General features: G+C 40.1%; 27 protein-coding genes and 1 riboswitch. Of the genes, 17 read left to right on the forward strand and 10 right to left on the reverse strand.

The window, feature by feature from the left end; all coding sequences use genetic code 11:
• Positions 1 to 13: 13 nt before the first annotated feature.
• From E0E32_RS09020 to E0E32_RS09035, 4 genes are all read right to left on the reverse strand, one after another.
• A complete protein-coding gene (locus E0E32_RS09020) occupies positions 14 to 322 on the reverse strand; it encodes an ArsR/SmtB family transcription factor (RefSeq protein WP_066191844.1) in 309 nt (102 codons plus the stop codon).
• A gap of 10 nt (positions 323 to 332) precedes the next feature.
• Positions 333 to 1250, reverse strand: coding sequence for a cation diffusion facilitator family transporter (locus E0E32_RS09025; protein WP_130859639.1), 918 nt, complete (start codon positions 1248 to 1250; stop codon positions 333 to 335).
• A 150-nt stretch (positions 1251 to 1400) separates the two neighbouring features.
• Positions 1401 to 2786, reverse strand: a complete 1386-nt coding sequence (locus tag E0E32_RS09030) for a sensor histidine kinase (RefSeq protein ID WP_130859640.1) — start codon at positions 2784 to 2786, stop codon at positions 1401 to 1403.
• Positions 2776 to 3468 carry a response regulator transcription factor gene (locus tag E0E32_RS09035; protein WP_066191852.1) on the reverse strand — a complete coding sequence of 231 codons (693 nt, stop codon included), beginning with the start codon at positions 3466 to 3468 and terminating at the stop codon, positions 2776 to 2778. Before E0E32_RS09035 ends, E0E32_RS09030 begins: the two co-directional genes overlap by 11 nt.
• A gap of 471 nt (positions 3469 to 3939) precedes the next feature.
• On the opposite strand from E0E32_RS09035, the gene qoxA reads away from it, so the two are divergent.
• From qoxA to E0E32_RS09065, 6 genes are all read left to right on the forward strand, one after another.
• Positions 3940 to 4944, forward strand: coding sequence for a cytochrome aa3 quinol oxidase subunit II (gene qoxA / locus E0E32_RS09040; RefSeq protein ID WP_066191853.1), 1005 nt, complete (start codon positions 3940 to 3942; stop codon positions 4942 to 4944).
• Positions 4945 to 4961: 17 nt separating this feature from the next.
• A complete protein-coding gene (qoxB, locus tag E0E32_RS09045) occupies positions 4962 to 6908 on the forward strand; it encodes a cytochrome aa3 quinol oxidase subunit I (RefSeq protein WP_066191855.1) in 1947 nt (648 codons plus the stop codon).
• Positions 6905 to 7501: a cytochrome aa3 quinol oxidase subunit III gene (qoxC, locus tag E0E32_RS09050; protein ID WP_066191857.1), complete on the forward strand. Its 597-nt coding sequence runs from the start codon at positions 6905 to 6907 to the stop codon at positions 7499 to 7501. Before qoxB ends, qoxC begins: the two co-directional genes overlap by 4 nt.
• Entirely contained in the window at positions 7502 to 7807 is a 306-nt protein-coding gene (gene qoxD, locus E0E32_RS09055; protein WP_130859641.1) for a cytochrome aa3 quinol oxidase subunit IV, read from the forward strand.
• Between the two features lie 1081 nt (positions 7808 to 8888).
• A complete protein-coding gene (locus tag E0E32_RS09060; protein ID WP_066191862.1) occupies positions 8889 to 9779 on the forward strand; it encodes a diacylglycerol/lipid kinase family protein in 891 nt (296 codons plus the stop codon).
• Between the two features lie 19 nt (positions 9780 to 9798).
• Positions 9799 to 10230: an N-acetyltransferase gene (locus E0E32_RS09065; protein ID WP_066191864.1), complete on the forward strand. Its 432-nt coding sequence runs from the start codon at positions 9799 to 9801 to the stop codon at positions 10228 to 10230.
• Between the two features lie 67 nt (positions 10231 to 10297).
• Here the strand turns inward: E0E32_RS09065 and E0E32_RS09070 are convergent, their stop codons facing one another.
• From E0E32_RS09070 to E0E32_RS09085, 4 genes are read right to left on the reverse strand one after another with little or no spacing between them, the layout of a single operon-like run.
• On the reverse strand, positions 10298 to 11071 hold the full coding sequence (locus tag E0E32_RS09070) for an energy-coupling factor transporter transmembrane component T family protein (RefSeq protein ID WP_066191866.1): 774 nt from the start codon (positions 11069 to 11071) through the stop codon (positions 10298 to 10300).
• Positions 11068 to 12639, reverse strand: coding sequence for an ABC transporter ATP-binding protein (locus E0E32_RS09075; RefSeq protein WP_066191868.1), 1572 nt, complete (start codon positions 12637 to 12639; stop codon positions 11068 to 11070). Before E0E32_RS09075 ends, E0E32_RS09070 begins: the two co-directional genes overlap by 4 nt.
• Complete coding sequence (locus tag E0E32_RS09080) at positions 12617 to 13222, reverse strand: ECF transporter S component (RefSeq protein ID WP_066191871.1); 606 nt, start codon at positions 13220 to 13222, stop codon at positions 12617 to 12619. The genes E0E32_RS09075 and E0E32_RS09080 overlap by 23 nt, the downstream gene beginning before the upstream one ends.
• Complete coding sequence (locus tag E0E32_RS09085; protein WP_130859642.1) at positions 13223 to 13813, reverse strand: YkoF family thiamine/hydroxymethylpyrimidine-binding protein; 591 nt, start codon at positions 13811 to 13813, stop codon at positions 13223 to 13225.
• A gap of 98 nt (positions 13814 to 13911) precedes the next feature.
• Positions 13912 to 14016: riboswitch (TPP riboswitch) on the reverse strand.
• Between the two features lie 232 nt (positions 14017 to 14248).
• On the opposite strand from E0E32_RS09085, the gene E0E32_RS09090 reads away from it, so the two are divergent.
• The 7 genes from E0E32_RS09090 (at position 14249) to E0E32_RS22170 (ending at position 19683) form a co-directional block, all read left to right on the forward strand.
• Positions 14249 to 15091: a DegV family protein gene (locus E0E32_RS09090; protein WP_066191873.1), complete on the forward strand. Its 843-nt coding sequence runs from the start codon at positions 14249 to 14251 to the stop codon at positions 15089 to 15091.
• Between the two features lie 22 nt (positions 15092 to 15113).
• Positions 15114 to 16247 (forward strand): trans-sulfuration enzyme family protein, encoded by a 1134-nt coding sequence (locus E0E32_RS09095; RefSeq protein WP_130859643.1) that lies wholly within the window; start codon positions 15114 to 15116, stop codon positions 16245 to 16247.
• Between the two features lie 10 nt (positions 16248 to 16257).
• The gene (locus tag E0E32_RS09100; RefSeq protein ID WP_066191877.1) at positions 16258 to 17010 is read left to right on the forward strand and encodes a (S)-benzoin forming benzil reductase; all 753 of its coding nucleotides are present in this window, start codon (positions 16258 to 16260) and stop codon (positions 17008 to 17010) included.
• A gap of 123 nt (positions 17011 to 17133) precedes the next feature.
• Positions 17134 to 17235, forward strand: coding sequence for a YjcZ family sporulation protein (locus E0E32_RS09105; protein WP_078060086.1), 102 nt, complete (start codon positions 17134 to 17136; stop codon positions 17233 to 17235).
• A 283-nt stretch (positions 17236 to 17518) separates the two neighbouring features.
• Positions 17519 to 18280 (forward strand): type I methionyl aminopeptidase, encoded by a 762-nt coding sequence (gene map, locus E0E32_RS09110; protein ID WP_066191879.1) that lies wholly within the window; start codon positions 17519 to 17521, stop codon positions 18278 to 18280.
• A 408-nt stretch (positions 18281 to 18688) separates the two neighbouring features.
• A complete protein-coding gene (locus E0E32_RS09115; RefSeq protein ID WP_066191880.1) occupies positions 18689 to 19216 on the forward strand; it encodes a GNAT family N-acetyltransferase in 528 nt (175 codons plus the stop codon).
• A 155-nt stretch (positions 19217 to 19371) separates the two neighbouring features.
• Entirely contained in the window at positions 19372 to 19683 is a 312-nt protein-coding gene (locus tag E0E32_RS22170) for a hypothetical protein (RefSeq protein ID WP_165445003.1), read from the forward strand.
• Here E0E32_RS22170 and E0E32_RS09120 read toward each other — a convergent pair.
• Positions 19680 to 20570, reverse strand: a complete 891-nt coding sequence (locus E0E32_RS09120) for a cation diffusion facilitator family transporter (RefSeq protein WP_130859644.1) — start codon at positions 20568 to 20570, stop codon at positions 19680 to 19682. The genes E0E32_RS22170 and E0E32_RS09120 overlap by 4 nt on opposite strands.
• 154 nt (positions 20571 to 20724) lie before the next feature.
• Here E0E32_RS09120 and E0E32_RS09125 point away from each other — a divergent pair, with 154 nt between their 5' ends.
• On the forward strand, positions 20725 to 20967 hold the full coding sequence (locus tag E0E32_RS09125; RefSeq protein ID WP_066191885.1) for an IDEAL domain-containing protein: 243 nt from the start codon (positions 20725 to 20727) through the stop codon (positions 20965 to 20967).
• Between the two features lie 102 nt (positions 20968 to 21069).
• Here E0E32_RS09125 and E0E32_RS09130 read toward each other — a convergent pair whose 3' ends face one another.
• Positions 21070 to 22317, reverse strand: coding sequence for a helix-turn-helix domain-containing protein (locus E0E32_RS09130; protein ID WP_066191887.1), 1248 nt, complete (start codon positions 22315 to 22317; stop codon positions 21070 to 21072).
• A gap of 134 nt (positions 22318 to 22451) precedes the next feature.
• Between E0E32_RS09130 and E0E32_RS09135 the strand changes: the two genes are divergently transcribed.
• The 3 genes from E0E32_RS09135 to E0E32_RS09145 are packed head-to-tail and all read left to right on the forward strand — an operon-like array spanning position 22452 to position 25564.
• Entirely contained in the window at positions 22452 to 23762 is a 1311-nt protein-coding gene (locus tag E0E32_RS09135; protein WP_130859645.1) for an ABC transporter substrate-binding protein, read from the forward strand.
• 57 nt (positions 23763 to 23819) lie between these two features.
• A complete protein-coding gene (locus E0E32_RS09140; RefSeq protein WP_434059208.1) occupies positions 23820 to 24737 on the forward strand; it encodes a carbohydrate ABC transporter permease in 918 nt (305 codons plus the stop codon).
• Positions 24737 to 25564, forward strand: coding sequence for a carbohydrate ABC transporter permease (locus tag E0E32_RS09145; RefSeq protein ID WP_187374479.1), 828 nt, complete (start codon positions 24737 to 24739; stop codon positions 25562 to 25564). Before E0E32_RS09140 ends, E0E32_RS09145 begins: the two co-directional genes overlap by 1 nt.
• Positions 25565 to 25578 lie beyond the last annotated feature (14 nt).

The raw sequence follows: 25578 nt of genomic DNA on the forward strand, positions 1-25578 counted from the left end.
TTTTTTCATTCCTTTAATGATGTGTTGCATGATCGATGGATTGCTGCAAAATCTTCATGACATGCTCATCATCTTGTGAATAGTAAATCGTCTTTCCCTCTCGTCTATATTTGACGAGGCGTAAATTTTTCAAAAAACGTAATTGATGGGATACATTGGACTGATTGAGATGTAGGGTTTCAGCTATGGCAGATACCGATAATTCACACTCAAATAACAAATGCAAAATACGAATTCTAGTGGGATCTGCCAGGGCCTTGAACGTTTGTGAAACAAGAAAAAGCGTCTCTTCATCGAGTGATTGATAACTGTTTTGTTCCATTGTCTCCCTCCTAGTTACAATGATTTTCCGATGCCTTAATATTAGCATGAATTCCTTCAATTTGTATCGTGGTATGTTGGATAGAGAAGCGATCCTTTAATAACTTGGATGCTTCTTTGATCAGCTGATCACGGTCTACCTTCTCTTCAACCACCACGTGGCAGGTGAAGGATGGAAAATCAGAAGTAATCATCCAAATGTGCAAGTCATGAATGGCTATGACACCATCCAATTGTACAAGTGAATTCTCAATATCTTGATAAGACAGATTATGAGGTGTTCCTTCCATTAAGATATGAAAGGAATCACGCGTGATGCGAAGACCACTAAAAAGAATTAAAAGAGCGACAACGATACTGGCGATGGGGTCTGCTATATTCCAATCCAAGAACATAATCAACAGTCCCGCAATAATGGCGCCGACAGAACCTAATAAATCCCCCATCACATGCAGTAAGGCACTGCGCATATTCAAGTTTTCTTTGGTGTCACCGCCAGACATAAGAATAAAGGCGACCACGACATTGATGAGGAAACCGATGATGGCAATCCATAACATCGTTGCGTTAACATTAGGTGGATCAAAAAAACGTTGAAATGCCTCATAGAAAATATAAATAGAGATGGCAATCAAGGCGACTCCATTAATAAGAGCGGCGAAAATCTCAAAGCGTTTGTAACCAAAGGTGTTTTGCTGATTAGCCTCTTTCTCACTTAATTTAAAGGCAAATAAGCTCAGTCCTAAAGCGAACGAGTCACTTAACATATGACCTGCATCTGACAGTAGGGCTAAACTATTTGTCAAAAATCCCCCGATTACTTCGACAATCATAAATAAAGTAATCAAGCTGAAGCTAAGCAATAATGCCTTTTTGTTATTGGTGTGGTGGTGCTCATGACTGTGACCGTGATGATAATCATGACTCATGTGAAACCCTCCTATACATATATGAACATATATTCATATTATAATATGAGAAAGGGTAACATTCAACCCTTTCAGAAAAATATGATTATCATCCCACTTATCGTCTATTTTTGCAATAAAAAAACCGGGCTGTCTGTCGCCCGGCTGTTCTTATTTAGGAAATCTTAAGCTAAAGGTAGTTCCTTCATTAAACTGACTGTCAATCTTAATCGTACCTTCATGCATTTCTACTAAGTGTTTGACAATGGCTAAGCCAAGACCCGTTCCGCCATTTGCCCTGGAACGAGATTTATCCACTCGATAGAAACGTTCAAATAAATAAGGGACATCCTCTTGCTTGATACCAATGCCTGTGTCGATCACTTCGATCCACACATCTGATGAAAGATCACGAATCTTTAGGGTGATTTGTCCTGTTTCCGTATAACGGACGGCGTTTTCTACTAAATTTGTTAAGATTTGATCGATACGGCTGCGATCGGCCTTTAATACGACATCGTGATCTGGAACGGAAAGATGCAGTTTCAATCCTTTATCAGCTGCCTTGAAATGGGATCGTTTCAATATCTCTTTCGCTAATTGATTCATATGCAGGTTTTCTTTATTTAAATCAATTTTGCCTTCTTCAATTTTGGACATATCGGTAAGATCGTCCATTAAATTACTGATATGGTCACTCTCATCCTCAATAATCTCAAGGAACTCATCTCGCTCCTCTTTGGATTGATAAATTTCATGACGGACGGCATTAGCGTAACCTTTCACATAAGTGAGCGGTGTTTTTAATTCGTGCGTAATATTAGAAAAGAACTCATTACGATTGGTTTGATAACGTTCCAGTGTTTCCGATAAATGATTAATTGCTTGTGCCAAAGAACCTATCTCGTCATTTGCCTTGTAATCGACACGTAAGGAAAAGTCCTTTTGTTCCGAAATTTGTTTGGTTACTTTTTCCATTGCGATTAAAGGAGAGCCTAGTTTTTTAGAAATAAAGATGGTAAAACCAATGGCTAAAATGACGGCGCCTAGGCTGGCTAATACCACCAAGACAATAATATTGTGAATCGAATTACTGATTAATCCAAACGAAGAAAATAGAACGACACTTCCTTGCGTACCATTTTGATTGGTAATTGGTTGTGCCACCTTTAAATAATTGGATCCATTAAAATTGTACTCCTCCACAATCGTTTCCCCGGATTCCAACTGTTGGATTTGTGGATTTTCCAAGATTTCCTCCGTAATATCATCATTCCAATTCGTTTGCAGAACCATGTCACCGTTTTGATCCAGAATGGCGGCACTTGTATCCGTCATCGTGGTTAAATGTTCGAGTAATTGCATATTCTCTGGGGATTCCAAATCTTCAACCTGTGTTGCGTAGTTCTCCGATAATCGGATAAGCTGTGTTTCCGTTTGATTGACAGAATAGTTAAGAATCAATTGTAAAATGACGTATCCCAATGGAATAAGGATAATTAATTGTAAAAATAAAATCGTGGCTCCTAACTTAAAGACAACGCTATTAAGTTTCATTTTTCCCCTCCCATTCAAATTTATAGCCTACTCCCCAAACGGTCTGAATCGGCTGATATGACATCCCCGCCCTTTTTAACTTGTCACGGACATATCGTACATGGGAGTCAACGGTGCGAATATCAACAACTTCATCCAACCCCCAGATAATATCCAGCAGTTGTTCTCTGGTATACACTCGATTTGGATGAGAAGCTAGTAAATAGAGCAGTTCAAACTCTTTTGGGCTGTATTTGATCTCCCTGTCTGTCACTTTCACTTGATGGGAAGCAGGGTCGATTTCTAATTCAGCAAATTTCAAGGTATGGAAGGGGGCTGCTTTTTGAAAATGACGTAATTGAACTTGTATTCTAGCCATTAATTCTGGTGGTTCAAATGGTTTTACAATATAATCATCTGCACCTACCGTTAAACCTTCTACCTTCTGTGATGTATCGTTCAATGCCGTTAATAACATAATCGGCACATCAGGCTTCAAGGTTTTCATTTGTTTACAGGTCTCGACACCATCAATCCCTGGCATCATGATATCTAATAAGACTAGATCCAATTCTGTATCTTGCAAAGTTTGAATCGCTTCTTTACCATCAGCTGCTTCAATCACTTCAAATTCATTTCTTAGATATAGTCTCAACATATGACGCATCTGTTGTTCGTCATCGACAATTAAAATCTTTGTCATGTTATTATCCCTCGCACATCTCAAAATTTATCCTCTATTTCAAATAGTATATAAAAACGGGAGAATAGTAAAATAATTGCCTTATAGAGGATGTTCCAAGAACACCTTGTATTTTCACATGCATGATAATCATTTTTGTGTCCAAACCCATAGAGACACCCAGATACATGATAACATAACCTGGGGATCTTCGTATGCAAGAACGAAAGGTGTAACAAAGAACTTTCGTGTACTTGTTTTGTTCCAGCATAGGGTGGGTAGAGCATGTATAATTATGAACTTTTTATGACGATTCTGTTTTCATCATAATTTCATCATATTTTCTTGGCATCATAAGAAAATGACGTTTTTTCGTGCGTGTTCAGTTCCGTTATGACCAACGCAGAAGTTCAATACGTCCTTTTTGTTGGGTTTTTGAACATTCTATTTAGGGGTGTCGAAAAAAAAGTACTTATAGAGAGGGGAAGGGCCATGACAATGAGGAAGAAGTTACTGTATGCTTTTACATTGTTATTACTGCCTGTGTTTCTTGCTGGCTGTGAGTCAAAGCTGTTAGTTTTTGATCCTAAAGGGCCGATCGCAAGAAGTTTAACAGATTTAATTGTATATTCAATTATTTTTATGCTAGTCATCGTAGTAGTGATATTCATTTTATTCGGCTACTTCATCTGGAAATATCGTGCGAAGAAAGATGACGGGGATTTCGAACCGAAAGAAGAAAAAGGAAATCATTGGCTTGAAATCACTTGGTTTACCATTCCTGTTCTTATTGTGATTGCATTAATGATACCAACTGCTAAAACCATTTATGATGTTGATGAAGTTCCGCAAGGCTATGAAGAGGAAGAGCCGCTGGTCATTCATGTAACATCAGCAGATTGGAAATGGATATTTAGTTATCCGGATCAGGATATTGAGACAGTGAATTATATTAATATCCCAGCAGATCATCCCGTTCAGTTTAAAATGACCTCTGCCGGTACGATGCAATCGTTTTGGGTTCCGGAATTAGCCGGTCAGAAATATACGATGGCTAATATGCAGACCAATCTTTACATGGTAGCAGATAATCCAGGGAGTTTTTATGGGCGAAACACCAATTTCAATGGTCAAGGCTATGCGCACATGAATTTTGATGTTGAGGCATTAGAGTCAGATGACTTTAACGAATGGGTCAATGATGTCAAAAATGCGGAGAATGAATTGACGGAAGCACAGTATGCAGAATTGTTAAAACCAAGTGTCATCGGACGTATGACATTTAATGGAACCCATTTAGATTGGATTGACCATGCTCATGGCGGATCAGAAGAGTATATAGATCCAGAACTATATCGTGAATATGAAGATGAAGGTGGATCAGAAAATAGTATGGAGTCTGCTCAAGAGAGAATTGAAGAAGCGGAAGAAGCAGAAACCAATCAAGATACAGAAGAGAGTAGTGAATCTGACGCAGCAGATCACTCACATCATTAAATAGAGGTGGTGACGGCATGTCATTAGATGAATTTTTTGTTACGGGTGATCCATTAATTTTGGCTTCACAGGTAGCAATCGGCTTAACGATGATTGGGCTGATTGCGCTAATTACGTACTTAAAGCGCTGGAAATGGTTGTGGAGCGAATGGTTTACAACCGTTGATCATAAAAAAATTGGGATTATGTACATCTTATCAGGTGTGTTGATGTTTTTTAGAGGTGGTGTCGATGGTTTATTAATGAGGACACAGACATCACGGCCGGAAATGGGTCTGTTAGATGCACAGCACTATGATGAGATTTTTACAACACACGGTGTCATTATGATTTTGTTCATGGCGATGCCGATGTTGATCGGGATTATGAACGTTGTTGTACCTTTGCAAATTGGGGCAAGGGATGTTGCCTTTCCGAAATTAAATGCATTTAGTTTCTGGACGTTCTTTGTAGCAGCGATGCTATTCAATCTTTCCTTTGTAATTGGGGGTTCTCCTGATGCAGGATGGACATCCTATTTCCCATTAGCGGGGAAAGAATTTACACCTAATGTCGGCAATAACTACTATGCGATTGCTTTACAAATTGCAGGGATTGGTACACTGACAACAGGGATTAACTTTGTCGTAACGATTATCAAAATGCGTGCTCCGGGTATGAAATGGATGCGGATGCCGATTTTTACATGGTCGACTTTTATTACATCGATTATTATCGTGGCAGCATTTCCAATTTTAACAATTGCCTTGCTGTTTATGACAATGGATCGGTTATTCGGTACTCACTTCTTTACCGTTGCGGCCGGTGGGGATCCAATGTTATGGCTAAATCTGTTCTGGTTGTGGGGGCACCCAGAAGTATATATTGTGGTACTTCCAGCCTTTGGTATGTTCTCTGAGGTGATTGCAACGTTTGCCCGCAAAAATCTCTATGGTTACAAGTCAATGGTGTTTGCGGTAGCAGGTATCGCCTTTTTGAGTATGCTTGTATGGGTACACCATTTCTATACAATGGGTAACAGTGCAGCCGTTAACTCTATTTTCTCGTTAACAACGATGATGATTGCGATACCGACTGGGGTCAAGATATTCAACTGGTTGTTTACCTTGAGGAAAGGCCGGATTGAATTCTCCTCGGCCATGATGTGGGCATTAGCGTTTATCCCTTGTTTTACGATTGGTGGGGTTACAGGTGTCATGCTAGCAATGGCTGCTGCCGACTATCAATATCATAATACCATGTTCTTAGTGGCACACTTCCACTATGTATTGATTCCAGGTGTGGTGTTTGCTGTTTTTGCAGCTATATACTATTGGTGGCCAAAAATGTTTGGTTTCAAATTAAACGAAAAAATCGGAAAATGGCATTTCTGGTTGTTTGTAATCGGCTTTAACATGACGTTTATGCCTATGTTCTTTGTTGGGTTAGACGGTATGTCACGTCGGATGTACACATACTCAGAGAGTACCGGTTGGGCACCATATTTAGGCTTTTCGGCAATCGGCGCATTTATCATGGCAGCAGGTTTTGCGGCCTTATGTTATAACATTTATTGGAGTTTTCGTTATGCGTCCAGAGATATTGGAGGAGACCCATGGAATGGACGTACCCTTGAATGGTCAACGGCATCTCCAGCTCCCGAGTATAACTTTGCAGTGGAGCCACAAGTAGAGAGCCTAGATGATTTTTGGTATAAGAAAAAACAAGGAAGAACCGATTTGAAGAAATCAGATATCCAATCGATTCATATGCCAAGCAATTCTTGGACGCCGATCGTCTTATCAATTGCTTTCGGTGTGGTAGGTTTCTTCTTGGTATTTGAATGGTTTACCTTGGCGATTATTTCCTCGATAGGTATTGTTATTGGTTTAATCGCAAATAGCTTTGATTATGATGAGGGTTATCATATTGAAGCAGAGGAAGTAGAAGAAGAGGAACGAAAATGGAGAGGTGATTTAAAATGACATCACAGACAACCCCATTAGAATATCGGTCACATCAAAATCAAATGAATATAGCCGGATTTTGGATTTTCCTTGGCGCAGAAATTGTGCTGTTTTCCACCTTGTTCGCTTCCTATTTTATCTTGGAACACAACACAGCAGGTGGGCCAGCGGGTCAAGACATCTTTGTTTTGAAAGATGTCATGATCGAGACCTTCCTGCTGTTAACAAGTAGTTTTACTTGTGGGTTGGCAATCCATTCGATGCGACACCAGGATAAAAAAGGCTTAATGGCATGGATGATAGTAACACTTATCCTAGGTGCCGGATTCTTATATATGGAGATTAATGAGTTTATTCATTTTGTCCATGAGGGTGCGACGATCCAAACGAGCGGCTTCACTTCTGCTTTGTTTACGTTGCTAGGCACACACGGGGCACACGTAACGTTTGGTATCTTTTGGGTTATTATGCTGCTTATTCAGCTAGCACGTCGAGGTATTACGGAAAAAACATCTAGCAAACTATTTATCGTTAGTTTGTATTGGCACTTCTTAGATGTTGTGTGGATCTTTATTTTTACCTTCGTCTATTTGAAAGGAATGGTGATGTAAATGAGTGCACAGTCTTATCGTTTTCCGTGGAATCACTTAATCGGTTTTGTATTGTCAGTTTTATTCACACTCCTTGCTGTGTTCGTTGCTTTTAATACCGACTTTTCATCAACAGTTGTTTTATGGATTATTGGTATATTTGCTGTATTCCAAGCGATCATTCAGTTGTTTATGTTTATGCATGTCACTGAGGGTCAAGAAGGGTTGCTGAATATCATTAACATGTTCAATAGTGCCGTACTTGCCTTAATTATCGTATTTGGTACCATCTGGGTATTGACTTCCGGTCATGCAGGGGGCCATTAAGTATCATTAGAATACAGCTGCCTTTTCGAGGCGTTTAAAAGAGGGAAGAACCATGAGATGTGGTTTTTCTCTCTTTTTTGTAAGTTTAGAAAATATAAAATCTTTGACATAATAGGATTTGAAACGATTTTGATCATGAACTTATCGAAGTACCGATAAGACGGATTATGTTAAGTAACAGGCTATTCCAAGTGATCATGTTGAACGTTTTTAATGTGCTAGGAAGCGCTCCGGAAATAAGTTCCGCTTCGATGCATAGGACATGCAAGTGCAGGCATGGCGATTGTCGTCGTGATCTTAGCCTGCGAACCTTCATGGCTTGATTCAGCCTCCTGTTTAGAGAATGATTCACAATCATACGTTATGGTTCTATGTAAAGAACGAAACTACCTGGTAACGTGTGTTCATCATGATGTCGAAAAAGCCGTTGACCGTTCTTTTTGGCTGCAACACTGTCTAGGTACCTAGAACGTTTCCTCCTTGCAGTGATAAACATTGTTGTACTTTTACCTAGCGGAGGGAATATGCGGAGACTGGAAAATGGTTTACAGGCTAAAAACGCAACGTCCTGGGACTGCGATTACTCGCCCCACCGAAGCCCATTTGTTGCAACGCCTGCACTTGCACGTCCTGTGCATCGCAGGACGAGCTGAAGATCCACTAAAAAGTGCTTTTCTTTTTAGTTAGCTGAAGCCATCCCCATGGAAAGCGCAGCATATTCCCGTAGCGCTTGCTTCACACAAATAAAACAATCAAACTCACTGCTAATGAAAGGGCTCTACTTAACATAATCCGTCTTATTGGCAGTTCAGTGACTTATTCGTAAAGGATTGGTCAGTTTTAAGCCTAGTTTTGCTTTGCAGGTATGATAATGAATCTAACAGACAAAAATAACTCCATCATAAAATGCTGTATGTGACAATTCAGCAACCAACTGGGAGGAACCGATAAAGCATAAACCGAATGTTACTTCTAGAATCAGAGTGCAAGTGTGTAAGTAAAAGAAAACGGGTAAAGAACTATGGTGATAAGGTTGTTAAAAAAAGAGACTTACATTAATATAAGAAGAGGATGTGCAGGCATGAAGAGTGCAGCGGTTATTTTGAATCCTAATGCAGGAAATGGAAAGCTCAAAAAAGAAACAGATACGATCCAAGCCAGATTAGCTGAGGTGTTTGAAGAGGTTCATCTCTATATAACTGAACAAGAAGGTGATGGCAAAAAATATGTAGAGTTGCTGGCAAATAACACCGATGTCATCATTGGCGCAGGTGGTGATGGAACTATTTTTGAATTGGTAAACGCCATCGCTCCATTAGGGCAACGACCGATATTTGCCATTTTACCTGGGGGAACCTGTAACGATTTTTCCAGGGCAATAGGAATGAGTCAAGACCCGCTGTTAGCATTGGAACAGATTATACAAAAACATATAAAAATAGTTGATATTGGCTATTTTAAAGAATACTACTTTCTCAATTTCTTAGGCATTGGCTTGATTGCCAAGGTGGCAGAGGAAATGGAAGATAGCAATAAAAAACTCCTTGGTAAAATGTCTTACTATCTAAATACGTCCAAGATAGTCTTTCAAAATCAGCCCTTCCATTTGCATGTAAAAAGCGAAGAACAAACATATAATGGAGAAGCGGTGATGTTAGTCATTGGCAATGGTCCCTTTCTTGGCGGTATGAAATCATTTTTCCCTCATGCCGATATGGAAGATGGCAAGCTTGATGTGTTAATTATGAAAGAAACGAAATTTCAACAATTCTGGACATGGCTGGAAGCGCAAACGCAACAAGATTATCCGCAAGACAGGGATGATCAACTAATATACTTTCGCACGAGCCAGCTTCAAATAGAGACAAGGCCTGTACAGCATATCGACAGTGATGGTGAAATATTAACAGAGACACCAACAGAGGTATCTGTCCTCCCACAACACTTACAAGTACTGTCGGGAGATGAATGAAATAGGAAGGAGAAGAAACATGAATATTAGAAAATATCAGGCAACCGATGCGAAACAATTATCTGATATATGGTATCAAACATCTGTTATTGCCCATCATTTTATCGATAGTCGCTACTGGGAATCGCAAAAACAAGCGATACAAGATCATTACTTATCGGAAGCAGAAACATATGTGCTTGAGGATAACCATCAAGTGATTGGTTTTCTTTCGATCAAGGAGGATTACTTAGCAGCATTGTTTATCGATGCCGCCTATCAAGGTAAGGGCTATGGTAAGCGACTCCTCCAATTTATTAAAGAAAAAAAAGATCACTTAGAACTTAAAGTATATCAAAAAAATCAACCAACGATTTCCTTTTATCTCAACAATGGCTTTGAATTAAAAAAGGAGACCATCGACGATAATACAATGGAAAAGGAGTTTGTGATGGAATGGAGAGCCTCCTAACAGCGAGAACAGCAAGGAAGGGAGGCTTCCAGACCAACCTCCATTCCTCCCTGCCTGTATATAGCTATCAACCGCTAAAAATTTGAAGATAGCCAAATGAATAAGAAGTATAGTAAGCAAGGGTTAAAAAGAAAAACATGACCGCTAAGAATAGCCAATCTTTCATGTTAACCCTCATTTCATGGTAATAGGTGCGATGCCTGCTGCCGGTGAAGCCTTTCGATTCCATAGCAAGAGCTACACGCTCTGCCTTGCGGATAGAATTGGCAAGTAAAGGGATAGCATATTGTCTACCTTGTTGCAATTTATTTCGAAGTCCTTTTGCTCGGTGCACGCCACGAATACGATGGGCTTGACGCAATAGATCCAATTCATGCTTGAAGGTAGGTAGAAAGCGATAACCTGCCAAGATACCGTAAGTAAGCTTTGGCGATAATCTAACCTGCTGCATTAAGCTCAGCATAAATTTAGTTGGGTCTGTTGTTAAGGCGAACAGTAAAGACAAAGAGATAAAACATAAAGAACGCAATGCCAAACTAACCCCAACTTGAAGGCTGCCTGAGGTAACCTCAAACCAAAGAAATTGGAAGATAACAGGTCCTGTTGCGTACGCTTTATCGGTATAAAGCATCGACATCCAGGCAACACTTATAGCAAAGAAGGAAAGTGGCAAGAAAAATATAAGCCATTTTTTAACGGATATGTTAGCGAAAAACAACGTTAACAACAGAACAAAGACAAAGAAAATCAACGGTGTAATGATATCAAAGGCAAAGCTTAGCAACACCCCAGGAAGAAGTATTGCTAATGCCTTGATACTGGGGTTAATCGTCTGTATCATAAAGACCCTGCCTTCTGCTTCTCTCGCCTCTTAAAATAAGGTGGACGAAGTCTTGCTTCCTGTAAAAGCAGAGGATGTTTCCATAATTCATCCGGAGTATGATCAAAGGCGATTTCCCCTTGATGTAACACCAAAGCTCGTTCACAATGACTAGCCACTACATCCATATCATGTGTAACAAAAACAATGGCCGTCCCCTGCTGGCGTAATTCTTCTATTAAGTGAAGCAGTTCTTTTGTCGTTTGGGCATCCTGACCAAATGTAGGTTCATCGAACAGCAATAGATCAGGGGTTTCATCTAACATGGCAGCAACACTTAGCCGTCTTTTTTGGCCACCGCTTAGCATAAATGGGTTTGTCCATCGATGCTTTTGCAAATGTAACGTTTGTAAGAGTTTCTCCGTACGTTGATCAATCCTATCTGGAGGTTGCCCATTAAGCCTCATACCAAAACTAATTTCATCATAAACAGTTGAGCAAATAAATTGATGTTCTGGTTGCTGAAAGACAAAGCCTGTTCTTTGTCTTAATGCTTGTTCCTGCCAATTCATTATGTCTATACCATGAAAAGAAATCTGACCATAGCGGGAAGTTTTTAGCCGGGATAGCAGCTGCAACAAGGTGGATTTTCCCGCTCCATTTTCGCCTAAAATAGCTAAAAATTCACCCTTGCAAATGGAAAACGATATGTTATTTAAAACCAACCGCCCTTTCTGGTGAAAAGACAATGCATCGACGCGTACAATTTCTTTCCCGTTGGAAGCAGCCCGTGTAGCCCTAACAGTTGACTGCTCAAATGCTGCAGGCGTGATAATGTGATAAGAGGCTAGTTCTTTGCTGTGTGATGTAAAAACCGTGTGTGGCTGATCATCCATTACTAGTTGATTGTCCTGGTTTAACACGAGCATCCGATCGGCAATGCCTATCCAGTCTTCTGCCTGATGCTCAATAATAAGTATTCCCAGCTGCCGTTTTTGCTGAATGGTTGTTATAGTGTTGACTAATTCTAATCTGGACATTGGATCAAGATTGGCAGCTGGTTCATCAAGAATCAAATATGCTGGTTCAAGCAGCAGAGTAGAGGCGAGGGCAATTTTTTGTTTTTGCCCGCCAGATAGATGATGAATTTTATGATGGATAAACGGACGCATGTCAACTAACTCGAGTACTTCGATCATACGAGAGCGCATTTGCTCTTTAGGTACAGATAAGTTCTCCAGCACAAAGGCCAATTCATCTTCGACATGAATCATACAAAATTGACTTTCAGGGTCCTGAAAAACAATACCCACTTGTTGATTTAACTGTCCCTTCGGATAATCTTGAATAGCCTTTCCCCGAAAAAAAATGTCTCCAGCTATAGAACCCTCGACTGCTTCAGGATATAGCCCGTTAAGGCAGAGGGCGAGCGTGCTTTTACCCGAACCACTTGATCCCATTAATAGAGTTATTTCATCGCTGTATAAGGAAAGAGACATCTGCTTAATGGTCGGTTTCTTCTCCTGTTGGTAAGTAAATGAAAAATCTTGTAATTGAAACAATGGACTACGAGGCGCGGTCGTCTTCACGTTGTTGTTGATGCTCCTTTCCTAATGGATATCCCGTTAATACACCAGTAGCCGCTAATTGATCGGCTATAAATTTACCTATTATACCTGCAAAGATGGCACCACTGACTAATCGAGTGATTATCATAAGGATGAGAAGCCATGAAGCATAAGCATCATATCCCGATACAAAGTAGTTATATGGAAAGCTGACCAAGGCTGCACCCATTCCAGAAAGGATAAGAATTCTTAAGCGATAGTCCTTCCAGCCCGTCGCTGCAAAGGCGAGCTCCGCCCCTGCTCCTTGAACAATCCCGCTTAGAATCAATGATGGACCAGCTGTTGAACCAATTAATACCTCGGTTAATGCCGCAATGATTTCCGATGTCAGTGCAACACCCGGTTTGCGGATGATGTAGGCAGCAATAACAGATACCATAAACCAAACCCCGAAAATAATTTCATAACTAAGGGGACCTAAGCCAAACGGTGTTAATATCCCAAATAAAACATTGCCTACTCCAAAAAAGGCTAAATAAATCAATCCAAAAACAACCCCGAGCATAGACATTAAGACAATGTCTTTTAATTTCCACTGCTTCATTTATTGTCCCCCTTTAGATGGACTATTTGCTGAAATGGTAAATGACATGGTGACATGTGACACTTTCTGTTGCACTTGCTCAAAGCAATGCTCCAATACACGAAAGATATCATGGACATCGCCATCTAACCTTGTTGCATAATGGCTATGGCTGACGTCAACCCCTGCCGTTTTGGACCAATCGATTTGTTGGTAGATTTGCTCCATATAATCTTCTCTACCTAACGGATATAATGAAAATCTACAGCCCGCTGATTGGTTTAGTGAGTCAGCTGCTTGGTTCATGACTTGACTGGATTCATCCATATATACATCTCCAGTTGAATCACCAGGACATCCGATGGAAAAGGTTCCACTCATAGCCACATGTACACCTGTTTTAGCAGCATGAAAAAAAAGGGCTTTCGTCACATCGAAAAGGTGCACACGTTTCCCACGAATACAGGTAGAGACATCATCTGTGTGCATCCATACTTTGGAGCTGTCTACTTCCCGTAAACTCGATAAGATAATATCAACAAAACGATCACTCATCGGGAATAACGTAAATTGACACCCTGCAATCCGACTTGTTCCACAATGACTTGTCATAAAAAATACCTCCAGTCTATTTTTGATCACAAAAAAACTGCACTCCGAAGGGAATGCAGTTTGTACGTATGTAAAGAAGCTAGGTAAACAAATCGTCCATACGACCAACTACACTTCCCCACGCTAGTATTATCTAGTTCGGGTAATAAGGGTCAGGTCACAGACCTTCTCAGCCATTTCACAAAGCTCCCCTAGTGTACTACGGTTTATGCAATTTTTTACGGTTGGAACCGCAGCTAAACTTTTTTCGATAAACGTTTAGCCTGTGATAGTTTCTATCTTACAAAAACTTTTGCTATCTGTAAAGCCCTGTTTGTTCTCTCCCTATAATCTATTCCACAGGTATGGTATGATATGAATAGGAATACACGGCATGAAATAAGCAAAATAAGCGCTTAATAATAGACAAATATGAAAGAAACGAGGGGATTGCATATGACGAAGGTAGCTTGGGTCACAGATAGTTCATGTGGACTGGATGCCACTTTTGCAGAGGAAAATAATATTTTTATTATACCTTTAAATGTCGTTATCGATGGTAAGGCATATAAAGAAGAGGTGGATTTATCCAAAGAGGAAATATACGAACTGTTGCTTCAACATGGTGAGGGAGCAAAGACAAGTCAGCCGGTGTTTGGCGATTTTACTGATTTATATGAGCGATTAGAGAAGGAATATGACGTAGTGATTGCTATCCATGCCTCTAGTAAACTAACGGGAACCTATCAAAGCTCTGCAGCTGCGGCTAACATGAGTTCTTTGCCAGTCACGGTCATTGATTCTCAGATTGGTGATTTTGCCTTGGGCCAAATGATTCGTCACGGTGTATCGATGGCAAAACAAGGGGCAGATGTTGCAGAAATTGTCGAATATTTAAAAGGATGTCCGAATCGAGCCCAAATGTATTTAATGCCACAAAGTTTTGAACAATTACGTAGAAGCGGAAGGGTTAGCGCGGCCCAAACGTTATTTGCCTCCCTGTTGAATATTCATTTAATTCTTGGTTTTGACGAGGGGAAAGTAGTCGTAAAGGATAAAGTGCGAAGTAAAAAGAAGGCAAAACGTCACATGTTCCAGCTATTAGCAGAGGCAATGCAGGAGCACCAATTAAAAGAAATTTGTATCTTACATGCTGGTGTGAAGGAAAAAGCGCACCAGTGGAAAGATGAAATAGGCAGTCTTTATCAAGGGTTAAAAATACAAGTGCAAACCCTGGTGCCCGTTGCTGGTGTTCACACTGGTCACGGTACCTTGTGTTTGGCATGGTTGCGAAATTAAAGGATAGATGGGAAGTGAGAGTATGGAACAAGGTTTTGATACAAAGTCGGTACATGTAACGATGGAACGAGAAGGGATACCAACAAAGGTTACCCCTATCCATCAGACATCTGCTTTTACATTTAAAGACTTGGAGGATATGGAATCTTATTACAGCGGAGAACGTGACTATTTATATACCAGGGTTGGTAATCCCAATACAGATGAGTTAGGTACTGCTGTGGCGCAATTAGAAGGGGCACCTGCAGGTATCGCTACCTCATCTGGCTTATCTGCTATTTTGGTTGGTATACTAGCTGTTGCTAAAGCAGGTGATCATATTATCGCAGCAGAAGATTTGTACGGGGGTACTTATGAATTATTGGAAAAGGAGTTAACGGGCTTTGGCATTGAAGTAAGTTTTGTAGATTTTGGAGAGGATTTAACCTCCTCATTGCAGGATAATACCGTTTTATTGTATACAGAATCATTGACCAATCCCTTGTTACGTGTCGAGGATTTGCCGAAAGCTAACGAGTTTGCCAAAAAGCATGATTTAAAATGGATGGTAGACAATACTTTTGCCACACCATATTTGATTCAGCCTTTTGTAGAAGGCGCGGATTTAGTCGTACATAGTGCAACTAAATATATAGGTGGACACAGTGATATTACGGCAGGGGTGCTCGTAGGTCATGCGGATCTAATCGCAATTGCGCGAGAAAAGATGGTTAACTTAGGAAGCAATCTCAGTCCGTTTGAGGCATGGCTAACGGTTCGTGGCCTCAAGACATTAAGTGTAAGAATGGAGCGGCATGTCAAGAATGCGTCCGCCTTGGCCGAGGCATTAAGAGGGCATCCAGCGGTGCAAAAGGTATACTATCCAGCCTTTCTGTCAGAACAAGGTAATGGTGCGCTTGTGACGATTGAGCTAAGTGATGCAGCAAATATAGAAACTTTTTTTCAATCGTTGGGATGGGTGAAGATTGTTGCCACCCTAGCTGGGGTAGAAACAAGTGTGTCGTATCCAACCAAAACCTCTCATCGAAATATGCCACCCACCACTCAACAGGCTTTGGGGATAAGTGAAGGGATCGTTCGAATTTCGGTAGGGATAGAAGAGGCACAGGATATTATCACCATGATTGTCAACGCCTTAGATCAAGCACAGAAATGAGGGGATTCGTATGAAATATGCGGTAGTTACTGGCACATCAAAAGGTTTGGGGGCAGCGATTGCGAGACTATTTATGCAAGCTTCTATCCATGTCATCGGACTGGCACGGCATGAGAATCAGGATTTAGCCAATGAAGATCTTCCTGGCCAGTATCATCATGTGACAGTGGACCTAGCAGATCTTCAGCAAACCGAGCAGAAGTTGCAAGAGGTGATGGACGATCTGAAAACAAAACCACTGCAAGCTGTATATTTAGTGCAAAATGCAGCGGTTGTTACACCGATAGAGCAGGTAGGGAAACAAACGAGTGGTGAATTAACAAGACATGTCCATGTGAATTTGCTGTCTCCTATGATAATTACCAACCTGTGGCTTCAAGGCTGGCGAGAGTCTGATATTTCATGTGTGATTGCCCATGTTACGTCTGGTGCAGCGAATCGATCGGTCTATGGTTGGAGTGCTTATGGCAGTTCCAAGGCCGGATTGGATCGGTATACACAAACTGTGGCTCTAGAACAAGAACAACTTGGCACAGGAAAAAAAGTACTGCTGTTTGACCCAAGTATTATGGATACGGATATGCAAGGAGAAATCCGCTCTTCCGACGAGAGTCAGTTTAGCGATGTACAGCAATTCAAAGACTATAAACAGCATAATCAATTGCGCAGCACAGAGAAAGTCGCGCGTGTGTTGGTTGATCGCTTGTTGAAGCCAGAGGATCTTGTTAATGGGCAATACCTTAGCGTGAAGGAGCTACTGTAGCCGATCGCTTTTTGCCTGTACATCAAAAAATAATTAGGTATCCACCCATTTTTTTAAATAATAAGGACTTTTTTTCCCTTTTGACATACCTTATAAGTGTAAGTATGAAAAGGAGGGATTTTGATGAGCGGACAATATGGTTACGGTTCGGGATTTGCATTGGTTGTGGTGTTGTTTATTCTTCTAATCATCATCGGTGCTTCTTGGGGTTATGGCGGCTATTAATATATGATGGGAAGAACCTGACAAACCAACGTGTTGTCAGGTTCTTTCGCATAAGGAAAAACAGTATATACTTTTTGTAAAATAAAATCTCGTTCACAAAATACATCCTTGCTGATCCGATACTTTTTACAGGCGTTTAATTAGCGGATTCAGTTTCGTAACAAGAAGGCAGTGAAGCACCTGATTGGATTTTGTAATAGTTTTTAGCACAACTTTTGATCGAAGTATGATAAACTTTAAAGGAGTAAGGTCTGTTAGAAGAGTAAGAAAGGAAGTTTGTTTAATGATTACAAGGAAGAGTAAACGTGAAATAGAAATGATGAAAGAAGCAGGGAAGTTATTAGCACGTTGTCATCAGGAAATTTCCAAACGCATCCAGCCAGGTGTTACTACAAAGGAAATTGATGATTTTGTAGAGGACTTTTTAGCGGCAAATGGAGCCACACCTGAGCAAAAAGGGTACAACGGCTATGAGTATGCAACATGTGCATCAGTAAATGACGAGATTTGTCACGGATTTCCACGGGATGAAAAGCTGGTAGAAGGAGATATTGTCACAATTGATATGGTGGTCAATTTAAACGGTGGATTGGCTGATTCCGCTTGGACTTACTGTGTCGGTGAACCAGATGAAAAGACAAAAAAGTTATTAGATGTTACGAAACAGTCTTTATATGTGGGCATGGAACAAGCCTTGCCGGGAAATCGCATTGGAGATATTGGCCATGCGGTGCAGCAATATGCTGAGGCGGAAGGTTTCTCTGTTGTGCGTGACTTCACTGGTCACGGGATTGGTCCAACCATTCATGAAGATCCGCAAATACCTCACTTTGGTTTAGCAGGGAAAGGGCCACGATTGAAAGAAGGAATGGTTATTACGATTGAGCCGATGATTAATGAAGGAGCATGGCAAAGCAAGATGGATAGCAATAATTGGACAGCACGAACAGTGGACGGAAAGCGATCTGCCCAATATGAACATACATTAGTAATTACCAGTGACGGACCCATGATTTTGACAGATCAAGAGGGGCTGACAGATTAGATAAATTGAATATAACATAAATATAAGTCGGCTTGTTGGTGGAATATCCACTGATTTTGATTTTGTGATTTGCAAGGTATTAGCCCAACAGGCCGGCTAGCTTAAGGAAAAACGAAGCCTATTTTCAGAAGCGCTTGTTAAGCAGGGATACTAATGCAACAAGCTCTGTACAGTAGCTATTTTATTTATTGACCAATTTGGAAGGGTTTCCATTGTTGCCATGTGTGATTGGAAAGCATAGTTCAATGGTGGTGATGATCAGCATTTGTGCTATGTTGATTAACTATGTAGACAAAATGGACAAGGAGGGTCATTATTTTTCCGGATACAGCATGACCATCAGCTTGCAGACATGATTTTAAAAACAACAGTTTCTACACATAATAAAAGGTTAGGGTGTAAAATACGATGTATCAAATTCGTAAGGCGACGATAAATGATGCCAAAACGATTGCAGAGGTTTACGTGCATAGTTGGAAGGCAACTTACAAAGATTTAATTAATGAACAAGATGTCTCAAACACAACAGTAGAGTATCATCAAGTTTATTGGGAAACGATTTTGAAGTTATCCAGAAAGCAACAACCTGTATCCGTGATAGAGGTAGAAGGTGATATCGTTGGCTTTATCGCTGGAGGAAAAGAGCGCACTGAACGTTTTGGGTTTGATGGAGAAATCTCAGCTATTTATTTATTACCTGATTACCAAGGAAAAGGTTTCGGCAAGAAATTATTAAAAGCGTTTGCAGAAGAGATGCAAGAACTAAATTATAATTCCTTGTTGATCTGGGTGCTCACGAATAATCCCACCCATCATTTTTACTTGCGACTCGGAGCTGAGAAGATCGAACAAGAACAAACAACTATCGGAACAGGGACTTACCAGGAAACAGCTTATGGTTTTCCTAGTATTACAGCGTTATTGGAGAAATTATAAAATGGAGGGCCACGGCGGGTAGAAGCCATGGTCCTTTTTGGTAATAGTGAAGAAGAGCGATGACCAATTGCTTTGTCGGAATTTTGCGGTTTAGGAGATACTGAATAATTGCTACCCCGATTTGAATACAATGAAGAACGCAATTTCTCATAAGAATGGATCTAACGGACAAAAAACGGGCACCCCGCAAAGTTTTGTCCGTAAGAATGAATCTAACGGACAAAAAAACGCCGAACCGCAAAGTTTTGTCCGTAAGAATGGATCTCACGGACAAAAAACCGCCGAACCGCAAAGTTTTGTCCGTAAGAATGGATCTCACGGACAAAAAACCGTCGAACCGCAAAGTTTTGTCCGTAAGAATGAATCTAACGGACAAAAAACTGTCGAACCGCAAAGTTTTGTCCGTAAGAATGGATCTCACGGACAAAAAACTGCCAAGACACGAAATTCTGTCCGTAAGAATTTAGTTGGATTGTCCTTTGTCCTCTTCCACAAAAGGTTCAATATGAATATGGGCATGAGGAATATCATGCTTTTGTTTTAAGATATCTTCAATCTGATCGGCTATTTTATGGCTTTCTTTTACCGTCATATCAGGATCAACATAGATAGTTACCTCTATGTAAGATTGGTTACCATGCAGTCTGCCTTTGATATCTTTGATTTGCAGCACATGGGGTTCTTTCTCTATTGTCGCTTTAATATCTTCTGCCTCATCTGGTGAAAAGCCATCTGTCAGTGTATAGGTTGCTTCGCTAAAAGTATCCCAGGCCGTTTTGCATATAATAAGACCAACTAGGGCGCCAGCTAATGGGTCCAGCCAATACAATTGAAATTGTGCGCCGACAATACCAACAAAGGCCCCAATACTGACCAATGCGTCGGATTTATTATCTCGAGCCGCCGCTTTCAAGGCAGTACTATTCGTTCGCTTTCCAAGCCGAAGGTTATATAGATATACAGCAAACATGACGATGGCAGCTCCTAGAGCAGTCCATGCGGTCAACATACTTGGTGGTTGAAATTCCCCGGTAAACATCGTTTGGATGGCATCCGATAAAACATGGAGACCGACTGTCATCATAATAAAGGCAGCGATAAGAGAGGCGATCATCTCCGCTCGAAAATGACCATAATGATGATCAGCGTCTGGTGGTTTCCTTGATATTTTCAAGCCAATAAGAATGGCTACAGAGGCAATAACATCAGTTGTATTGTTTAGACCGTCTGCACGTAAGGCGGCAGAATTACCGATAGTGGCAATCAACAGTTTGACGCAAGCGAGGACAAGGTAGGTAATAATGCTTAACCATGCCCCTTTTTCCCCTTCTTTATATTTATCATATTGATTCATAGACATCCTCCAGTAGAGCAATGATAAGCTCAGTTTACCAAATAAAGTTCATCAGAAACAACTATCTTCTTCTAATGAACAGACAGAACGATGTTTGAAATGTCTGTGGTTGGGGAATATGTAAGTAACTAAGCAAGAAAGGGAGGCGTGCTTGTTGAAAAAACATATGGTGAATTATCATTTGCAACGTTTTGACCGCAATCCAGTAAAGGTTATACAGGCAAGAAGGGAAATTTCTTCCGAGATTCGTTTAGCTGCTAAAATGGTGTTGGACGATATTTGTTTTCAAGGCAATAAAGCGCGTCTGGACGAGGCAATCAATCAAGCATTGGATCAGAGTAATGAGGAAGCTTTTCAGACCTTGACAAAAGAATATCGATATATTTGGGAGCTATAAGCAATGGTAGACAAACACATAAGTTAAAAGAATATCCTCCATAAAAAAAGAACGGGCAAATAGGTTGTCTGTTCTTTTTATATTGCTTCTAAGTTTTCACGATTATAAAAGATTGCTATCCATGTCAATCCATTGTTTCATATATTGTTTAGGTGTATGTCCTGTATGCTTTTTAAACACCTTAGTGAAATAACTTTGATCGGTGAAATTAAGCAATGTATAAATCTCTGCTAAGGAGTAATCCGTGAATGTCATTAATTTTTTTGCCTCTTCAATCTTGGTTTTTTGAATGTATTCGGTTATTGGAACACCTACTTCTTGTTTGAAAAGGTTAGATACATATTTTGGTTTTAATGAAACCACTTTTGCAAGTACGGAAAGGGTTAGTTCATCATAAATATGCGTGAAAATATAGTTGATGCAGTCGCCTATTGGCTTGGAGTAACGTTGTTTTTGGCTTTTTTTTACTCTTTCCGCAAATTCGGAAAGAGCATTTTCGATAAACATTTCGACTTCTTTAATCGTTCGAATTTCTTCGAGTTCTTGAATGAAATTATCCCCTAGTGTATAAGCAACTTCAGGATGCAATCCACCGGCTATGGCGGCACGAGTAGCTAGTGTAATGGTAGCAATCTTTAAGTTTTTTTGATTTCGAAGTTCCCCCTGTCTAGCTAACTTGCCAAATTGAATATCCGATCTGTGATGAAAGGTTAGATTATATAAGACCAAACCATCCTTATCTCCTTCTTTAATAAATTGATAAAGTCTTTTTTCGGAAATAGGGTCTTGATGAAAAGCCTCATTTTGCAGTAAAACAGACACCTCTTTATCGGGTTGTTGGTATCGTTGAAAAACAGCTGGCTGGAGTAGGTTCTGTTTTGCTAGCTCTTCTATCTCAAACTTTTTTTCGAAAATCAGATAACAAGTAAGTATACTTATTTGCAATAATTTCCAACTGCTGAACGCTGGTACATTATAAAAATACTCTCTTACCTCTGTTTCAATATCCCATAACTTGTATAGGCTGATTATATCTTTTAAAAAATTTTCCGAAGGTTTAGGAGAGATGGATGGTCCTAAAATAACGGAGCCAGTATATCTCTCATTTACTATAATTGGTATTTGAACAAATTGTTCTAAAAATTCATTTGTATAAAGTTTGGGCAATAGCTCAGAGGGTTTCTGTATCGTTAAACTGTTTATATGCTCTTGTCTGGATGAGAATAAGGGATTGAGAGGCACATTTAGAGAGAAATCTAACTCGATATGACCATGCTTATCTAATACATAAATAGGGATATTGTTCGTTTCACTGACTAAATAGCAACTATATTTTAAATGATGATCCATTTTCAAATCTCCTCGTTAAAATGATATAAAAAATGATATCATTCTATTTTTGTAGAAATTATACCATAAATGCAATCAAATTGTTTTTATAATATATCTTGTAAGCGATTAAAACAAAAAGGGGTGTATGACAAATGAAAAAATATTGGTTAATGACACTTGTAGCCATTTTCACTATCTTTTTAGCAGCTTGTGGGGGTTCTTCAACCGATGCAGAAGACGTAACCATGCCAGACAATCTAGAAGACTTGGAAGGGGATATCACTATTTGGGCTTGGGAATTAGAAGCAAACTATTTGGAGCAGGATGTGGTACCAGCGTTTAATGAGGAGTATCCAAATGTAAACGTCAACATCGAACAAAGTGGTGTCGATCAAGTGTATCAAAAGGTGAGTGCAGGTTTATCCAGTGGAGGAAGTGGATTACCAGATATTTTCCAAGTAGAAAATAATCGGATTCATTCCTTTACCAACGAGTTCCCAGACGGTTTAACAGATTTAAATGAGTTAGGTTTTGATGAACACGAGGATAAGTTCGCGGAATCAAAAGTAGAAGGGTTGAAAACGGATGACGGTATGCTAGCAGCAGCACCTAGAGACTTAGGCCCTGTTGGGGTCATGTATCGTACGGATGTTTTTGAGGAAGCAGGTGTTGATCCAGCAAGTATTGAAACATGGGATGATTATATCGAAGCAGGTAAACAAGTGGTGGAGCATACGGGTAAAGCATTTTTAGGTATGGATAATGAAGGTTTATTCCGAATTATGCTGCAACAGCAAGGGGCTTATTTCTTTACGGAGGATGGAAAATTAGATTTAACTTCCGAAGAAGCTAACAACGCTATCGAAGTGATTCAAGAAATGCGAGATGAAGATCTTTTAGTATATACCAATAACTGGGATGGACAAGTGGCAGCCATGAAAAATGGGGAAGTGGCAACCCACCCTGGTGCGGTATGGTGGAGTGGAACAATGATTGAACAAATGCCTGAATTATCTGGGAACTGGGACGTATTTGAATTGCCAGCCTTTGAAGAAGGTGGTAACCGAGCAGCGAACGATGGTGGTTCGGCCCTAGCAATTCCATCAGCATCTGAGAATAAGGCAGCAGCCTATGCCTTTGTTGAATTCGCTTCCACTGATGTGGATTCTCAAATCAATGGATTAACAAACAGAGGGTTATTTCCGTCTTTAACAGCGGCTTATGATGAACCTATCTTCTCTGAGGATCAGGAATACTTTAACAATCAGCCATTTTTTGAGAAATTTGCAGAAACAGTAGAAGACATTCCACCAGTTAATCACGCACCAGGGGAGCTAGAAGTTCGGTCGATTATGGAAAGTGAATTTGAGTCTTTCTTATTAGAGGACAAAGCGGCAGATCAGGTGTTAATTGATGGCCAAAGTCAGTCACAACAACAAACAGGATTAGAAACGTCCGAATAATCAAGCTGACGCGAAGAGACTGGCATAAATGCACAGCCAGTCTTTTCCCAAGGAGGGATGACATTGCAAACCAGTCAACAGGAAAAAATGGCGAAAAATAAAGAAGATAGAAAAGCCTTGATCACACCTAAAACAGCGCCGTACATTTTTGTCGCACCAGCTGTTCTATTATTTTTAGCATTCATGGTGTATCCGATTATCTCTTCCTTTATTTTAAGTTTTCAAACAAGAACGGGGGGAGCTTACACCTTTTCCGGTCTTGACAATTATATCCGATTATTTAATGATCCATTGTTTTATAAAGCGATGGGGAATACGTTTATTATCCTCCTCGTTCAAGTACCGATCATGTTATTTTTGGCGGTGGTATTAGCCGTATTCTTAAATTCTGCTTTATTGTCGATGAGAGGCTTTTATCGCGTGGCCTTTTTTACACCGGCAGTTACTTCCTTAGTAGCCGCCTCGATCATCTTTGTCTTGTTGCTCAATACGGATTATGGGCTGATCAATTATCTCTTAACCTCGATGGGGATGGAGCGGATCGGCTGGTTAACGGATGCAACGTGGGCCAAGATATCCTTAATCATTGTCACCACGTGGAGATGGACAGGTTATAACATGGTCATTATCCTAGCCGGATTACAAGGGATACCACATAGTCTATATGAGGCCGCCAGTATTGATGGAGCCAGCAATATACGAAAATTCTTTACTATTACTTTACCGCAGCTTAAGCCTGTATTGCTGTTTACGTTTATCTTGTCAACGATTGGTACCTTCCAATTGTTTGATGAGCCATATAACTTAACAAATGGTGGACCAAATAATGCCACGTTAACGATTACCTATTACCTGTATAACCAAGGTTTTGAGTATTTTGATTTTGGTTATGCATCGGCGATCGCCTATATCATTGTATTATTTATTGCGATATTGTCGTGGTTACAATTTAAAGTAGCAAGGGATGATGACTAATGAAAAACAAAAAATTACTGCAAAAAATTGGATTACACGCCTTTTTATTAGTCGGTATTGTCGTATCATTGGCCCCGTTTTACTGGATGGTAGTGGCAGCTACGAATCCATCAGGGGATGTCCTGTCATTCCCGCCTAAATTAATTCCAGGCGATTATTTGGTGGAGAATTTTATTGGGTTGAGTGAATCCATTGATATTTTAAGGGCTTTAATGAATTCCATTGTTATTGCTGGCATATTTGTGGTGTTAAGCTTGTTTATCTGTTCATCAGCAGGTTATGCCTTTGCCAAATATAAATTTAAGGGAAGCAATCTCATTTTTGCCGCTATTTTGCTAGCTATGATGGTGCCATATCAAGCAACGATTATTCCGCTGTTTCAAGTATTTGGTTCCTTAAATTGGATCAATACGTATCATGCGGTGTTTTTACCACAGCTTTGTTATCCATTTGCGATATTCTTGATTAGGCAGAATATGAAAGGTATACCGGATTCCTTAATCGAAGCAGCTAGAATTGATGGGGCAGGAGAATTGTATATTTTTTTCCGCATCGCACTTCCAACGATGAAGCCGGCACTCGCGGCAGTGGGAATCTTTCTGTTTACATTCCAATGGAATAACTTTATGTGGCCATTAATTGTCATGACCACACAAGATAACTATACATTACCAGTCGCATTATCCACACTCGCTGGGCTGAACTCGATTGATTACGGACAATTAATGCTTGGTACAGCAATTTCTGTTATACCAGTAATGACAGTATTTTTAATCCTGCAAAAACATTTTGTATCTGGTATTTTAGGAGGAGCTGTGAAAGAATAATACATCTTAGGGGG

Source organism: Gracilibacillus phocaeensis, assembly GCF_900626275.1.
GTDB classification, from domain to species: Bacteria; Bacillota; Bacilli; order Bacillales; family Amphibacillaceae; genus Gracilibacillus; species Gracilibacillus timonensis.

Bases quoted from the DNA above. Each gene is read 5' to 3' on its own strand.
- E0E32_RS09070 (WP_066191866.1), bottom strand. From the start codon at position 11,071: ATGATACAGACGATTAACCCCAGTATCAAGGCATTAGCAATACTTCTT.
- qoxC (WP_066191857.1), top strand. From the start codon at position 6,905: ATGACATCACAGACAACCCCATTAGAATATCGGTCACATCAAAATCAA.
- E0E32_RS09095 (WP_130859643.1), top strand. From the start codon at position 15,114: ATGGAACAAGGTTTTGATACAAAGTCGGTACATGTAACGATGGAACGA.
- E0E32_RS09130 (WP_066191887.1), bottom strand. From the start codon at position 22,317: ATGGATCATCATTTAAAATATAGTTGCTATTTAGTCAGTGAAACGAAC.
- E0E32_RS09020 (WP_066191844.1), bottom strand. From the start codon at position 322: ATGGAACAAAACAGTTATCAATCACTCGATGAAGAGACGCTTTTTCTT.
- E0E32_RS09090 (WP_066191873.1), top strand. From the start codon at position 14,249: ATGACGAAGGTAGCTTGGGTCACAGATAGTTCATGTGGACTGGATGCC.
- qoxD (WP_130859641.1), top strand. From the start codon at position 7,502: ATGAGTGCACAGTCTTATCGTTTTCCGTGGAATCACTTAATCGGTTTT.
- E0E32_RS09085 (WP_130859642.1), bottom strand. From the start codon at position 13,813: ATGACAAGTCATTGTGGAACAAGTCGGATTGCAGGGTGTCAATTTACG.
- E0E32_RS09135 (WP_130859645.1), top strand. From the start codon at position 22,452: ATGAAAAAATATTGGTTAATGACACTTGTAGCCATTTTCACTATCTTT.
- E0E32_RS22170 (WP_165445003.1), top strand. From the start codon at position 19,372: ATGGATCTAACGGACAAAAAACGGGCACCCCGCAAAGTTTTGTCCGTA.
- E0E32_RS09115 (WP_066191880.1), top strand. From the start codon at position 18,689: ATGTATCAAATTCGTAAGGCGACGATAAATGATGCCAAAACGATTGCA.
- E0E32_RS09060 (WP_066191862.1), top strand. From the start codon at position 8,889: ATGAAGAGTGCAGCGGTTATTTTGAATCCTAATGCAGGAAATGGAAAG.
- E0E32_RS09120 (WP_130859644.1), bottom strand. From the start codon at position 20,570: ATGAATCAATATGATAAATATAAAGAAGGGGAAAAAGGGGCATGGTTA.
- E0E32_RS09080 (WP_066191871.1), bottom strand. From the start codon at position 13,222: ATGAAGCAGTGGAAATTAAAAGACATTGTCTTAATGTCTATGCTCGGG.
- E0E32_RS09100 (WP_066191877.1), top strand. From the start codon at position 16,258: ATGAAATATGCGGTAGTTACTGGCACATCAAAAGGTTTGGGGGCAGCG.
- E0E32_RS09025 (WP_130859639.1), bottom strand. From the start codon at position 1,250: ATGAGTCATGATTATCATCACGGTCACAGTCATGAGCACCACCACACC.
- map (WP_066191879.1), top strand. From the start codon at position 17,519: ATGATTACAAGGAAGAGTAAACGTGAAATAGAAATGATGAAAGAAGCA.
- E0E32_RS09105 (WP_078060086.1), top strand. From the start codon at position 17,134: ATGAGCGGACAATATGGTTACGGTTCGGGATTTGCATTGGTTGTGGTG.
- E0E32_RS09030 (WP_130859640.1), bottom strand. From the start codon at position 2,786: ATGAAACTTAATAGCGTTGTCTTTAAGTTAGGAGCCACGATTTTATTT.
- qoxB (WP_066191855.1), top strand. From the start codon at position 4,962: ATGTCATTAGATGAATTTTTTGTTACGGGTGATCCATTAATTTTGGCT.
- qoxA (WP_066191853.1), top strand. From the start codon at position 3,940: ATGACAATGAGGAAGAAGTTACTGTATGCTTTTACATTGTTATTACTG.
- E0E32_RS09065 (WP_066191864.1), top strand. From the start codon at position 9,799: ATGAATATTAGAAAATATCAGGCAACCGATGCGAAACAATTATCTGAT.
- E0E32_RS09035 (WP_066191852.1), bottom strand. From the start codon at position 3,468: ATGACAAAGATTTTAATTGTCGATGACGAACAACAGATGCGTCATATG.
- E0E32_RS09145 (WP_187374479.1), top strand. From the start codon at position 24,737: ATGAAAAACAAAAAATTACTGCAAAAAATTGGATTACACGCCTTTTTA.
- E0E32_RS09140 (WP_434059208.1), top strand. From the start codon at position 23,820: ATGACATTGCAAACCAGTCAACAGGAAAAAATGGCGAAAAATAAAGAA.